This window comes from Acidobacteriota bacterium, assembly GCA_004299485.1.
GTDB lineage: Bacteria > Acidobacteriota > Terriglobia > Terriglobales > SCQP01 > SCQP01.
In genome coordinates this window covers 19,487-33,535 of sequence record SCQP01000002.1, presented here as the reverse complement: position 1 = coordinate 33,535, position 14,049 = coordinate 19,487, and the positions used below count along the sequence as shown (strand labels likewise).

Below are 14,049 nucleotides of genomic sequence, written 5' to 3'. Positions count from 1 at the left end.
CTGGCTAGCATCACAATGGAGCGGGGATCTGCCGGGCATCTGCCTAGGCTCGCCCGCAAACTGTTCAAGGGAGGACCAGCGGAATGAGTACCCAGACAATTACGCCCGAGCCGTTTGCCGCAGTGAAGCGCGCGGACTTCGCCGTCGTGCAACCGGAGAAAACCCTCTCAGGTTCCCGTATCGAAGCCATCCACAAGGGCCTGCCCAAAATCACCCAGTCCCTCTGCCCCGACTGCACCCGCGTCATTGAGGCGCGCGAGTTCGAGGAAAATGGCGCCGTCTATATGGAAAAAACCTGCCCCACGCACGGTTATTTCCGCGACAAAGTTTACGGCGACGTAAAGCTCTATTTAAAGATGGAGCAGTGGCAGTTCGGTGACAACCGCGGTCTCACCAACCCCGCCATCCCCAACGCCACCCGCTGTCCCGACCAGTGCGGCCTGTGCTCCATGCACGTCAGCGGCACCGGCCTGGCCAACGTCGATCTGACCAACCGCTGCAACCTCACCTGTCCGGTCTGCTTCGCCAACGCCAACGCGGCTGGCTACCTCTACGAGCCCAGCTTCGATCAGGTCCGCAAGATGCTCCAGGCGCTGCGCAACGAGCGCCCAGTCTCTGGCCGCGTAGTCCAGTTCTCCGGCGGCGAACCCACGATTTACCCGCGCTTCCACGATGCCGTCGCTCTCGCCAAGGAAATGGGCTTCAGCCACATTCAGGTAGCCACCAACGGCGTCATGTGGAACGATCTCGACTTCTGCATCAAGGCCCGCGACGCCGGACTGCACACCCTCTATCTGCAGTTCGACGGCGTCTGCGACGACATTTACAAGCGCACCCGCGGCGAGTCGCTGTTCGACAAGAAGCTGAAGTGCATCGACAACGTCCGCAAGGCCGGCATTATGAAGATCGTCTTCGTGCCCACCATCGTCAAGGGCCTGAATGATCATCAGATCGGCGACATCATCAAGCTGGCGCTTGAAAACATCGACGTCGTCAGCGGCATCAGCTTCCAGCCCGTCACCTTCACCGGCCGCATCTCGCGCAAAGAGCTCGAAGCTAAGCGCTTCACCCTCGCCGATATGGCCCACGCCGTCAACGAGCAGACCGGCCTCGCCGATCCTTACAACGACTGGTTCCCGCTCGCCTGCACCACGCCTTTCTCCAAGCTGATCAGCGCCCTGCGCGGCGAGGAAACCACCTCCCTGAGCTGCCATCCCCACTGCTCCATGGGCACCTACATGTTCGTCGATCAGAAGACCAAGAAGGCGATTCCCGTCACCCGCTTCGTCGATATTGGCGCCATGCTGCAGGATATTGACAGCCTCGCCCGCAGCGCCGAAAAGGCCCGCTTCAAGTTCTTCAGCAAGGTGAAGACCTGGAACTCGCTGCAGAAGCATTTCCACGCCGAGCGCGCTCCCGAAGGCCTGACCTTCACCCGCTTCCTGCAAACCCTCCAGGGCATGACCGACAAGAGCTACGGTCGCGGCGCCGAAGCCGAAAAGGGCTTCGTCTACAAGACCCTGATGGTCGCCGGCATGCACTTCATGGATAGCTACAACTACGACGTCGAGCGCGTGAAGCGTTGCATCATTCACTACGCCGCGCCCAACGGTCTGATCTATCCCTTCTGCACCTACAACTCGGGCCCGGTCTACCGCGAGAAGATCGAGAAGAAGTACTCGATGCCTTTCGACCGCCAGCTCACCACCATGCAGATTCCCAACGGCAGCCAGACCACGCAAGTGGCCGGCGACGCCGCCAAGAAAGCCCTGCCCGTCCTGCAAGCCGCCGGCGGCTGCGGCAGCGGCACCTGCTGACCTTCCCTTTTCCTCCGCAACCAAAAAGCCCCGGTCTCCCCAGACCGGGGCTTTTTTCATCTACCTACGGCCGATAATAGTTCTATGAGTGAATTGCGTTTTGAAGACAAGTTGGACCGCCTCGCTCAGGTTGCGGTACATGCCGGCCTAGGCCTAGCCTCCGGGCAAGCGATGGTCATGACCGCAGGCGTGGACGCCCTCCCGCTGGTGCGCCGCATTACCGAACACGCCTACCGCGCCGGCGCCACCTTGGTAACGACCCTGCTCAGTGACGAGAATTCGGCCCTGCTGCGCTACCAGTTCGGCCCCGATGCCAGTTTCGATGCCGCCGCCGGATGGCTCTACGACGGCATGGCCGCCGCCTTCCGTTCCGGCGCCGCGCGCCTCGGCGTGGTCGGCAGCAACCCAGCGCTGCTCTCGCAGCAGGATCCAGCCAAGGTCGCGCGCGCCAACCGCGCCATGTCCAAGGCCTATCAGCCGGCGCTGGAGCTGATCACCAACCACCACATCAACTGGGCGCTCGTCCCCGCCGCCACGCCCGCCTGGGCCGCCGCCGTCTTTCCCGGTCGGTCGGCAACCGAGGCGCTCGACCGCCTCTGGGACGCCATTTTCAAAGCTACCCGCGTCGATCAGCCCGACCCCGTCGCCGCCTGGAAGGCCCACGATGCCAAGCTGCACGAATGGGCCGACCGCATGACCAAAAAACAGTTTCAGACCCTCCACTTCCGCGGCCCCGGCACCGATCTCAAAGTCGGCTTATCCGATGGCCACGTCTGGCGCGGCGGTGGCATGACCGCCAATAACGGCGTCTACTGCATTCCCAACCTGCCCACCGAAGAGGTCTTCACCACGCCCCACAAAGACCGCGTCGAAGGCACCGTCACCAGCACCAAGCCGCTGTCCTACCAGGGCACCATGATCGAAGGCATCAAGGTGCGCTTTGCAGCCGGCGCCGTAGTCGAAGCCCACGCCAGCAAAGGCGAGCAGGTCCTGCAGCAAATGATCGGCACCGACGCCGGCGCCCGCCGCCTGGGCGAAGTCTCGCTGGTTCCTCATTCCTCACCCATCGCCGCCAGCGGTCTGCTCTTCAACAACACCCTGTTCGATGAAAACGCCGCCTGCCACATCGCCCTCGGCCAGTCCTACAGCCACTGCCTCGAAGGCGGCGACAAAGCCACGCGCCAGGAACTCGCCGCCCGCGGCGCCAACGAAAGCCTCATCCACGTCGACTGGATGATCGGCTCCGGCCAAATCGACGTCGACGGCCTCGGCCCCCATGGCCCCGAGCCCGTCTTCCGCCACGGCGAGTGGGTGTAGCGATCCGGGCCGGCCTAAATGAACCGGGCCGGTCTATTCCGCCCTACTCCAGCGGGAATTGAACACGCCGTTCATTCGTTTATTCCTTATGAGCCAGTCCACGATGTCGAACTGCCGGTCGCCAAACATGCGCTTCGCCCGCGCCTCAAAATCGGGGAAGCCGGGCCTCCGCTCCTTGCGCGGTTGAAGCTGCGGCACGATCCGCGCCAGCACCCGGTCGCGCTCGCGCAGCTCGACGGTCTGACCCGCACACAGCCAGGCCTTCAGCCGCCTGGTGTCGCGCAACTGACGTAGAGTGATGGACGGCATGCCTTCATTGTGCCAATTTTTGCTCGCGGCTTTGGTTCGTGTGCTACGGTGGAACAGACGCTTATGGAAACCCCATCGGATCCTGGTGGCGCAAGCTGGCCCTCCCGAGGCGGCGCGGATATTTAGCTGAGTCCCCTCCTCTCGTGACGGGCGTAGTCTGTCCGCCCGGCCCGTTTCGAGAGCAGGACGTTGCCTTTCCGCCGGCCTCAACCCGACTCTGCCACTGCTGCCGTGCGCGCCAGTGCACCCGCCGATGCCTCGCCCGCCAAGCCCCGTTCCCGTCGCCGCGCGCGCTCCCTCTGGGCGGCGCGCATCCTGCCTTTCCTCGTCATCCTCGGCCCCGGCTTCATCACCGCCAACGTCGATAACGACCCCGGCGGCATCCTCACCTACTCCCAGGCCGGCGCCCAGTTCGGATACCTGCTTCTCTGGACCCTCATCCCCACCCTGATCGCCCTGATCATCATTCAGGAAATGGCGGCCCGCATGGGCGCCGTCACCGGCAAGGGCCTGAGCGACCTGATCCGCGAAGAGTTTGGCTTCCGCGCCACCTTCTTCGCCATGATCGTCCTCTCGATTGCCGATTTCGGCAATATCGTCAGCGAGTTCAGCGGCCTCGCGCTGGGCATGGACCTCTTCCACGTCCTCAAGTGGATTTCCGTGCCCGTCGGCGCGCTCCTCATCTGGCTGCTGGTGGTGCGCGGCCGCTACCGCAAAGTCGAAATGATCCTCATCGCCTTCTCGATGATTTATTTCGCCTATGCCTTCTCGGCGGCGATGGCGCATCCGGACTGGACCCGTGCCCTGCGCGAAATGGTCTTGCCCAGCGGCATCCAATTCCACGGGGCCTATCTAATCATGGTGATCGGCCTCATCGGCACCACCATCACCCCCTGGATGCAGTTCTACCTGCAAGCCTCGATAGTCGAGAAAGGCATCGGCAAGAAGGAATACGGCATGAGCCGCTGGGACGTCATCAGCGGCTGCTTCATCACCGAAGTCGTCTCCTTCTTCATCATCGTCGCCTGCGCCGCCACCCTCTACGTCCACGGCCATCGCGATGTCAACAATATCGCTCAGGTGGCGCAAGCCCTGGCGCCGCTGGCCGGCCGCTACGCCGCGCTGCTGTTCGCTATTGGCTTGGTGAACGCCGCCCTGCTTTCCGCGGCCATTCTGCCCCTCGCCACCGCCTACAACGTCTGCGAAGGCCTCGGCTTCGAGCGCGGCATCGACAAGCGCTTCTCCGAAGCTCCGGCGTTTTATGGCCTCTATACCTTCCTCATCGCCGCCGGCGCCGGTCTGGTGCTCATTCCCCGCCTGCCGCTGGTGCAGGTCATCCTCTACTCCCAGGTCGCCAATGGCATCCTGCTGCCCGTGGTGCTGGTCTTCATGCTCAAGCTCATCAACCGCGAAGACGTCATGGGCGAATACCGCAACGGCTGGTGGGCCAACGCCATCGCCTGGAGTACGAGCGTAGTGATTGTGATCCTCACTGTCATGTGGGTATTTACGCTTTGACTTCCGGCAGTGACTGATCTATATTCCGCCTGATAAGTCTGTAGCAGGGAGGGTTGCACTATGCGGCAGCTTCTGCGTTTTGTTGTGATTGCCGTGGCGCTAGGAGCCATGGCCTGGGCTCAAACTCAGTCCATGCCGCCAAGCGCCTATAGCCACATGCGCTGGCGCTATATCGGCCCTCCCGGCAACCGCACCGACGCGGTAGCCGGTGTCGCCGGCAATCCCAACATCTGGTACGTGGGCGCGGCCTCGGGCGGCGTCTTCAAGACCACCGACGGCGGCACCACCTGGCAGCCCATGTTCGACGCTGAGCCGGTGCAATCCATCGGCGCGCTCGCCGTGGCGCGCAGCAACCCCAATATCGTCTGGGCGGGCACGGGCGAAAGCTTCATCCGCAGCGATATCTCCATCGGTGACGGCATCTACAAATCCACCAACGGCGGCGCCACCTGGCAGCACATGGGACTCGACAAAACCGGCCGCATCGGCCGCGTCATCATCGACCCCCGCAACTCCGACGTGGTGCTCGCCTGCGCGCAGGGCAACGATTACGGTCCGCAGCCCGAACGCGGCGTCTACCGCACCACCGACGGTGGCAAAACCTGGACCAAAACCCTTTTCGTGGACGACAACACCGGCTGCAGCGACATCGCCCTGGACATGTCCAATCCTGAAATCGTCTATGCCTCCACCTGGCAGATCATCCTGCACACTTGGGGACGCACCAGCGGCGGCCCGGGCAGCGGCATTTTCAAATCCCTCGACGGCGGCGCCACCTGGACGCGCCTCACCGCCCACGGCCTGCCCCACTCGCCCCTCGGCAAAATCGGCCTCGCCGTCGCACCCAGCGATCCCAGCCGCGTGTACGCCCTGATCGAGACCGGCGATGGCGTGCCCGACAATGGTAAGCCCACCCAGATCGGCCAGCTCTGGGCTTCCAGCAACGCCGGCGCAACCTGGACGCTGGTCAGCAGCGACCGTGATATCCGCAGCCGCACCGCCTATTACACGCGCGGCGAGGTCAGCAGCAGCAACCCCAACGAAGTCTATTTCCTGGGCAACGCCTTCACCCGCACCCTCGACGGCGGTCACACCCTCACCCGCATGCCCTCCAGCCCCGGCGGCGACAACCACGACATGTGGATTGACCCCACCAACTCCCGCAGCATGGCCGTCGCCAACGATGGCGGTGTCTCCATCACCACCGACGGCGGCAAGAGCTGGCGCCACGTCCGCCTCGCCAATGGCCAGATGTACCATGTCGCCGTGGACGACGCCATTCCCTACAACGTCCTCGGCAACGAGCAGGATACCGGCAGCTACGAAGGCCCCAGCCGCCTCGCCAATGGCGGCGGCTTCTTCGGCCGCGGCGGCACCATCGCCTCCTCCTACTGGCACACCATCGGTGGCGGCGAAGAAGGTTTTGCCCTGCCCGATCCCTCCAACCCCGACCTCGTCTGGAACAGCGGCACCGGTGAAGGCGCCGTCGGCGGCGTCGTCGATATTTACAACCAGAAAAACGGCCAGGAGCGCAACGTCGAAGTCTGGCCCGTCACCGTCGCCGGTACGCCCGCCGGTGAAGTCAAGTACCGCTTCAACTGGCAGTTCCCGCTGGTGATTTCACCGTTTGATTCCCACCGCGTCTACACCGCCAGCCAGGTCGTCCACATGACCACCGACGGCGGCCAAAGCTGGCAGGACATCAGCCCCGACCTGACGCTCGACGACAAAGCCCGCATGGGCATTTCCGGCGGCCTCACGCCCGACAACATTGGCGTCGAATACGCCGGCGTCATTTACGCCCTCGCGGTGTCGCCGAAGCAGGAGGGCCTCATCTGGGCGGGCACCAACGATGGCCAGGTGCAGCTTACCCGTGACGGCGGCAAGCACTGGACCAACCTCACCAAAAATCTTCCCGGTCTGCCGCCCTGGGGCACCGTCGATAACATCTTCCCTTCTCCGTTCGCCGCCGGCGCCGCCTATCTCACGGTCGATTTTCATCAGGTGGATAACCGCGATCCCTACGTCTACCGCACCGGTGACTACGGCGCCACCTGGACCAAGATCACCAACGGCCTGCCCCACGTCGCCAACGGCTACGCTCACTGCGTCATCGAGGACCCCGTCCGCAAAGGCCTGCTCTATCTCGGCACCGAAGGCGGCGTCTACGTCTCCTTCAACAACGGCGACCAGTGGCAGCCGCTGCAGATGAATCTGCCCCACGCTCCCGTCTACTGGCTCACCATCCAGCCCCGCCGCCACGATCTCGTGATCGGCACCTATGGCCGCGGCTTCTGGATTCTGGGCGACATCCAGCCCCTCGAGCAATACTCCCAGCAGGTCGCCGACAGCGCCGCCTATCTGTTCCCACCGCGCCCCGCATACCGCTTCCGTGGCGCCGTGCGCCAAATCTCAACCGGCGCCGATCCCAGCGCGGGCCAGAACCCTCCGCCCGGTGCTGTCATCAATTTCTACCTCAAAGCGCCCGACAAGAATGTCCGCATCGCTGTCGTCAACGCCGAGGGCCATACCGTCGACACCATCAAAGCCGCGGGCGTTGCCGGCCTCAACCGCGTTTACTGGAAAATGCAATCCTCGGCGCTGCCGGTCGTCCATCTGCGCACCATGTCGCCCTATGCCCCCGACCAAACCCTCAATCTCCACGGCTGGCGCACCGCGCCCAACGACCGCCCGCTGACGCTGTTGGAGCCGCCCGGCACCTACACTCTCGAGCTCACCGCCGCCGGCACCACCCGCAAGCAGCCCTTCCTCCTGCTCAAAGACCCCCACTCCAGCGGCACCCTCGCCGATATCGCCGCACAGCAGAAGCTCGCCGACGCCATCGCCGCCGAGTACAAGCAGGTCACCGCCATGATCAATCGCATCGAGCTGGTGCGCGGACAGCTTGTCTCCCTCGACGAAGCCGTCGCCGCCGATCCCGGCGGACCCGCCGCCGCCGATGCTCCCGCCCTGCATAAATCCGCCGCCGCGCTCAGCTCTAAGCTCGAATCCCTCGAAGCCGGCCTGTATAACACCAAGGCCACCGGCAAGGGCGAGGACCAATGGCGCTGGGCGCCCACCCTCATTGACAAGCTGACCTATCTGGAGCGCGAAGTCACCAGTTCCGACTTCCAGCCCACCGATCAGCAAGTCGAGGTGAATACGATGCTGGCCAAGCAGGTCGCCGCGCACCAGCAGCAGCTCGATCAGATCCTCTCCACCGACCTGACCCAGTTCAACACTGAGTTGCGCTCGAAAAAGGTCCCGAACGTAATCGCCGGCGGAAAGTAAGAGGAATTAAGCCGTCACCGGCGCTTCGACCGCCGCTTCACGCAGGTACTTGGCCGCCTCTTCCGGCGGCGTCGGGTTGATGTAGAACCCTGTGCCCCACTCAAAGCCCGCTACGCGCGACAGCCGCGGCATGTACTCGATGTGCCAGTGGAAGCTCTCTGAGCGCGACTCCCGCAGCGGCGCGCTCTGCAGCACCAGATTGTAGGCAGGGCAATCCAGCACGTTATCCGAGCGCGTCAGCAAGTCCTTCAGCGCCTTGGCCAGATTCTCCAGATTCCGCGGCGAGGAGTCCTCAAAAAACGCCTCGTGCTGCTTCGGAAAAATCCAGGTTTCAAACGGAAAGCGCGGCGCAAACGGCGACAGCGTCACAAAATCCTCGTTCTCGCTCACCACTCGCACCTTCGATTCCAGCTCCTGCCGCACGATATCGCAGTAAATACACCGTTCCCTATACTCGAAATACTGCCGCGCGCCGTTGACCTGTTCCCGGATCGATCCCGGCACAATCGGCAGTGCGATTAACTGGGAGTGCGTGTGCTCCAGCGACGCCCCCGCATCCTCGCCATGATTCTTGAACACCAGAATGTAGCGAAAGCGCGGGTCTTTCTTCAGGTCCAGCATCCGATCCCGGAATGCCCACAGCACGTCTTCAATGCTCTTGGTCGGAATCGTCGCCAGCGTCTGCTCGTGCTGCGGCGTTTCGATGATGACTTCGTGCGCGCCGATGCCGTTCATCTTGTCGTAGACGCCTTCGCCCTGCCGCCCCAGTTCCCCTTCTATCCCTAGCGCCGGAAATTTGTTCGGCACCACGCGCACCGTCCAGCCCGGCGTATTGGGCGCGCCCTCCGGCCGGTAGGCCAGAATCTCCGGCGGCGTCTTGCTCTCATTGCCATAGCAAAAGGGGCAAAACCCCTGCCCGCTGGGTCGCACCGGCGGCCGGTGGAAATCGTGTGGCCGCTTGGCGCGCTCACCCGCAATGATTACCCAGCGCCCGGTTACAGGATCCTTGCGAAGTTCAGGCATGCCGATCAGTTTCTCCCTGAGGCTGCGTCCCGAAAGGCATCCCGGTGCAACGTCACGCGCGGGTGCTCGTCATTCGGACCGTAAATCACCACCACGTCAAACCGGATCGGTTCTGTGTAGTGGCGGCGATTGCAGTAGCTGTGAGCCGCGCGGATCAAGTGGCGCCGTTTCGCGGCGTCGACAGCACTTTCGGCCGCAAACCGCCCCTCCCGCGCCCTGGTTTTCACCTCGACAAACACCATCGTGGCTGGAGCACCTTCAAACGCAACCAAATCAATTTCACCCGCGCCGCCCATCTTGCGCGACGCGGCGCGAACGTTGTGCGCCACGATTGTATACCCTTGCTGGCGCAAGTACCAAGCGGCCAACTCCTCGCCACGCTGTCCCACCCCCTGCGCCGCAGGCCTGCGCTGGGATCCGAAGTGCAAAGGCCACCAGCCCTTTTTTAATTGCACTACAGATCCCGTTAAGCGCAGTCCTGCCATTTCCGTTCACTTGCTGGCCGCAATCACCTCATCCAGAATATCTAATCCCACATCGGCCTGTTCCCGTGAAATGATCAGCGGTGGCATCAACCGGATCGTATTGGGTCCGCAGCCCAGAATCAACAGGCCGCGCTGGAACGCCGCCTCCACCAGCCGGTCGCGCCGCGCCGCATCCGGCGTGTGCTTGGCCTGGTCGGAAACGATTTCAATCCCGATCATTAACCCTAACCCCCGCACTTCCCCTACCGTAGGATGCCGCTTCGGCCACTCCCGCAGCCGCTCCATCATGTAGCCGCCCATCTCCGCCGAGTTCCGAATCAGACCGCCTTGCAGCAGTTTCAAAGTGGCTTCCGCCGCCGCCAGACAAACCGGATTGCCGCCAAACGTCGAGGCGTGCGCGCCCGGTTTCCAATCCATAATCCCCGCCCGCGCGAACATCACCCCCAGCGGCATTCCACTGGCGATACCTTTCGCCGAGCAGACGATGTCCGGCTGCACGCCATGGTGCTCGATCGCCCACATTTTCCCTGTCCGCCCCGAACCGCACTGCACCTCATCGGCAATCAGTAGAATGCCGTGCCGGTCGCACACCCGCCGCAGCTCCTGCACGAACGCCGAGGGCGGCACGACATACCCGCCTTCGCCCTGTACCGCCTCAATCAACACCGCCGCCACTTCCTCCGGCGGCGTGGTGGTATGAAACAACCGGTCCAGCTCCTCCAAACTCGCCGCGACCACGTCCCGCGTGCCATGGATGGGGTGATACGGATTCGGATACGTGATATGGAAAAATCCCGGCAGCAGCGGAGCGAATCCCGCCCGCTGCGTTTGCTTGCTGCTGGTCATCGACATCGCACCAAACGTGCGGCCATGAAACGAGTTGTAGAAGCCGATGAAAGACGGCCGCCGCGTGTGATAGCGGGCCAGCTTCAGTGCCGCCTCAATCGCCTCTGTGCCCGAGTTGCCGTAAAAGAACTTGTGCGGCCCCGGCATGGGCGCGGTCGCTGAAATCATCTCGGCCACGCGCACCATCTGCTCGTAGTAAAAATCCGTGCCCGACATGTGAATCAACTCCGCCGCTTGTTTCTGAATCGCGGCCACTACCTCGGGATGGCAATGCCCGGTCGAGCAGACCGCGATGCCGGCGGTGAAGTCGAGAAAGCGGTTGCCATCCACGTCCTCGACGTACATGCCGCTGCCCTTGCGGGCCACAAACGGATAGGAACGCGTATACGACGGCGATATATCTTTTTGATCCGCAGCGACGATGCGCTGGGCATTGGGTCCGGGCAGCGCCGTGCGCAGCTCGGGAGCGAGCGAACTAGCAGTCTTAGGCATTTTGAACTCCTTGGGGAAGCTTGCATCTAGCGGCTTTGCGGCCGCAGCAGGTCACTGCCGCCGCGTGAGCAGGGCAAGCCGGAGTTCAATCAGAGCCAAATAAGCTCGGCCGCGCCGACGACGGGCAGACCGCGACGGCTGTAAGCTGTGAACTGTAAGCTGTAAGCTTCGCATTCATTTCCAGCGCCATCGGTCTCCCCCTCCCTTTATATCTTCCACCAACACGCCCGCTTCGTCCAGTTGCGCGCGGATAGCATCGGAGCGCGCAAAATCCCTCCGCTGCCGCGCCGCCCGCCGCTCCACCACGAGTGCTTCCACGTCGGTCTCGGCCAGCCGCGCCGCCGCTGGCGTATCCGGCGTCAGCACTGCAAAAATCGTGTCAAACGCCCCCAGCGTATCCAAAAACGCCGCCCGGTCGCCGGCGCGGAAGCTGCCCTGATCGAGCGCCGTATTCCCTTCCCGCACCAACTCGAAAATCGCCGCCAGCGCCTCGGCGGTATTCAGGTTGTTCGCCAGCGCCGCCCACATCTGCTCGCGCGCGTTGACCGCAACCTGCTCCAGAATCGCGTTGCTTCCTTCCGCCGCCGGCGCCGTCTGCAGCCGCTGCTGAAACAGCCGCAGCCGCTGCAGGGCCGCCTCCGCCTGATCGAGACCCTCCAGCGTGAAGTTCAACTGCCGCCGATAGGGCACCGACGCCAGCAAATAGCGGATCGCGCTGGGGTGATAGCCCTTCTCCATCAGATCGCGCACGGTATAGAAGTTGCCCAGCCGCTTCGACATCTTCTCCCCGTTCACCAGCAGAAACTCCATATGCACCCAGGTGCGCGCGAACGGCGCCCGCGTCAACGGCTCAACCTGCGCAATCTCGTTTTCATGGTGCGGAAACACCAGATCAGTGCCGCCGGCGTGAATGTCCAGCGTGGGACCAAGATATTTTTCCGCCATCACCGAGCACTCGATATGCCAGCCTGGCCGCCCCGGCCCCCACGGACTCGGCCACGAGGGCTCGCCTTCGCGCTGCGCCTTCCACACCGCAAAGTCGCGCGCCTCTTCCTTTTCGTACTCGTCCACATCCACCCGCGCCCCCGGCTGCAGACCCTCCAGGTCCTTGCCCGACAACCGTCCATACGCCGGAAAACTGGCCAGCCGGAAGTACACCGAACCCTCACGCTCATACGCAAATCCGCCCGCAATCAGCCGCTCGATCCAGGTCACCATGTCCGCTATGCAATCCGTCGCCCGCACCAGGTGCCGCGCCGGCCGCACCCGCAGCCGCTCCATGTCCTCCAGAAACGCCGCCGTGTAAAAACTTGCATAATCCCGCAGCTCGCGCCCCGCTTCCCGTGCCCGCGCAATCATCTTGTCGTCCACGTCGGTGATGTTCATCACCGTCTCCAGCTCCAGCCCCTGGCTGGCCAGAAACCGCTGCAGGATATCAACACCGATGAAGGTCCGGAAATTGCCGATGTGGCCGTAGTCGTATACCGTCAGCCCGCAGGTGTACATCTTCACCCGGCCCGGCTGCTGCGGCACAAACGGCTCCACCGCCCGTGTAAGCGTGTTGTAAAGTCGGATTTCCATGAAAGTCTTGATTTTACCCGAGCGCCACGCTCTTTCAGTGCCGCACCAGCGCTGGCCGCACATCCGTATGTGCAAAATCCTCGCCCTTATACAGCAATGACTCGCCGGTCGCTCGCGCCAGCGCGTACGAGAAGCAGTCGCCTAGGTTGAGTCGCGCGCGGTGTCCGCTGCCCCGTCCATAGCGCGCATACGCCTTCCGCGCGAGGCGCCCATGCTCCTCCAGAAATGCCGCAATCTCTATACCCGTCAACCGCAGGGTTTCGTCCAGATCTGGAAGAGAAACATCGCCTTGATAGCGTCGAATCACTACGGAAGCTTCAACGTAATTGGGTGCGCTTAGCCGCGCGCTGCCCGCAGCCAGTAGCACCTGCAAAAACAACTCCGCCTCCGGCTCGTTGAATGCGATGGCAATCACCGCCGACGTGTCCACGATCATTTTGGCAGACCGTATTCGTCGTACAACAGCGTATCGTGATCCAGAGGCTTCTCCTTGACGCGGGCTGCCATGCGCCGGCCGATCGCTAGTATCTCTTCTACCGTCGCCCGCTGCCGCCGCCGCTTGCGCACCCGCTCCAAGCGCTCCCGCAGCGCCACCGTCACCGCCGTCGTCAGGCTCTCGCCGGTGGCCGCGGCCAGCTCCTGCGCCAGCAGATGCGCCTCCGGGTTCTTGATATTCATCCCCACGCCCCGATTCTACCATCCAAGGTAGAATCTCAAGGCCGGGGCAGCGCCGGGCGCACGTCGGTATGCCCGAAATCCTCGCCCTTATACAGCAGCGGCTCGCGCTGCCACTGCGCCAGCGCATAGGCGAAACAGTCGCCAAAGTTCAACCGCGCCGGATGCCCGCTGCCCTTCCCAAAATCGCGGAACGCCGCCCGCGCCAATTGCGCCTGCTCCACGGTAACAGGCATGATTTCAATACCAGCATCCGCCATCATCTCGTCGACGTCGCGGCTCGTCAGCGGGTCCCTGTCGCCGCCCATCACTATCGCCGTTTCCACCCAGTTCACTGCTGAAATCCGGCAGCGTTCCGCCTTGGCGATCACTTCGCTAAATGCTGCTCCTTCCGGCTCCTGGCGCAGGATGGCCACCAGAGCCGACGAATCCACGGTCACTTCGGCAATCCTCGTTCGTCATATAGCAGATCACCGTGATCCATACTCTTCCAGGGCTCCTGCAGCCGTGCTGCGGTCCTGGCGCCAATAGCCATCAACCGTTCCGCCAGGCCCTCTTTCTTTCGCAGCCGATCCAACCGTTCCTGCAACGCCACCGTCACCGCCGTTGTCAGCGACTCGCCCGTCGCCGCCGCCACCTTTTTCGCCAGCTCGTGCGCCGCTGCGCTTTTAATATTCATCCCCATAGGTAGAAAT

General features: G+C 63.2%; 13 protein-coding genes. 4 read left to right on the top strand and 9 right to left on the bottom strand.

Features of this window, described 5'->3' with window-relative positions; all coding sequences use genetic code 11:
- Nucleotides 1-83: 83 nt before the first annotated feature.
- Entirely contained in the window at nt 84-1,817 is a 1,734-nt protein-coding gene (locus tag EPN33_02960) for a radical SAM protein (GenBank protein TAN23792.1), read from the top strand.
- 84 nt (nt 1,818-1,901) lie between these two features.
- Complete coding sequence (locus tag EPN33_02955; protein ID TAN23791.1) at nt 1,902-3,134, top strand: aminopeptidase; 1,233 nt, start codon at nt 1,902-1,904, stop codon at nt 3,132-3,134.
- A gap of 33 nt (nt 3,135-3,167) precedes the next feature.
- On the opposite strand, the gene EPN33_02950 is transcribed toward EPN33_02955, so the two are convergent.
- On the bottom strand, nt 3,168-3,443 hold the full coding sequence (locus tag EPN33_02950; GenBank protein TAN23790.1) for a hypothetical protein: 276 nt from the start codon (nt 3,441-3,443) through the stop codon (nt 3,168-3,170).
- Between the two features lie 312 nt (nt 3,444-3,755).
- Between EPN33_02950 and EPN33_02945 the strand changes: the two genes are divergently transcribed.
- On the top strand, nt 3,756-4,961 hold the full coding sequence (locus EPN33_02945; GenBank protein TAN24086.1) for a divalent metal cation transporter: 1,206 nt from the start codon (nt 3,756-3,758) through the stop codon (nt 4,959-4,961).
- A gap of 132 nt (nt 4,962-5,093) precedes the next feature.
- Nucleotides 5,094-8,252 carry a sialidase gene (locus tag EPN33_02940; protein ID TAN23789.1) on the top strand — a complete coding sequence of 1,053 codons (3,159 nt, stop codon included), beginning with the start codon at nt 5,094-5,096 and terminating at the stop codon, nt 8,250-8,252.
- A 6-nt stretch (nt 8,253-8,258) separates the two neighbouring features.
- Here EPN33_02940 and galT read toward each other — a convergent pair whose 3' ends face one another.
- From galT to EPN33_02900, 8 genes are all read right to left on the bottom strand, one after another.
- Entirely contained in the window at nt 8,259-9,275 is a 1,017-nt protein-coding gene (galT, locus tag EPN33_02935) for a galactose-1-phosphate uridylyltransferase (protein ID TAN23788.1), read from the bottom strand.
- Between the two features lie 5 nt (nt 9,276-9,280).
- A complete protein-coding gene (locus EPN33_02930; GenBank protein TAN23787.1) occupies nt 9,281-9,760 on the bottom strand; it encodes a YraN family protein in 480 nt (159 codons plus the stop codon).
- A gap of 6 nt (nt 9,761-9,766) precedes the next feature.
- Nucleotides 9,767-11,098, bottom strand: coding sequence for an acetyl ornithine aminotransferase family protein (locus tag EPN33_02925; protein TAN23786.1), 1,332 nt, complete (start codon nt 11,096-11,098; stop codon nt 9,767-9,769).
- A gap of 174 nt (nt 11,099-11,272) precedes the next feature.
- Nucleotides 11,273-12,679, bottom strand: coding sequence for a cysteine--tRNA ligase (locus EPN33_02920; GenBank protein ID TAN23785.1), 1,407 nt, complete (start codon nt 12,677-12,679; stop codon nt 11,273-11,275).
- Nucleotides 12,680-12,713: 34 nt separating this feature from the next.
- Nucleotides 12,714-13,115: a type II toxin-antitoxin system VapC family toxin gene (locus tag EPN33_02915; protein ID TAN23784.1), complete on the bottom strand. Its 402-nt coding sequence runs from the start codon at nt 13,113-13,115 to the stop codon at nt 12,714-12,716.
- The gene (locus EPN33_02910) at nt 13,112-13,363 is read right to left on the bottom strand and encodes a transcription factor (protein TAN23783.1); all 252 of its coding nucleotides are present in this window, start codon (nt 13,361-13,363) and stop codon (nt 13,112-13,114) included. The genes EPN33_02915 and EPN33_02910 overlap by 4 nt, the downstream gene beginning before the upstream one ends.
- A gap of 29 nt (nt 13,364-13,392) precedes the next feature.
- Nucleotides 13,393-13,794 carry a type II toxin-antitoxin system VapC family toxin gene (locus EPN33_02905; GenBank protein TAN23782.1) on the bottom strand — a complete coding sequence of 134 codons (402 nt, stop codon included), beginning with the start codon at nt 13,792-13,794 and terminating at the stop codon, nt 13,393-13,395.
- Nucleotides 13,791-14,039, bottom strand: a complete 249-nt coding sequence (locus EPN33_02900) for an antitoxin (GenBank protein ID TAN23781.1) — start codon at nt 14,037-14,039, stop codon at nt 13,791-13,793. Before EPN33_02900 ends, EPN33_02905 begins: the two co-directional genes overlap by 4 nt.
- Nucleotides 14,040-14,049: the final 10 nt, after the last annotated feature.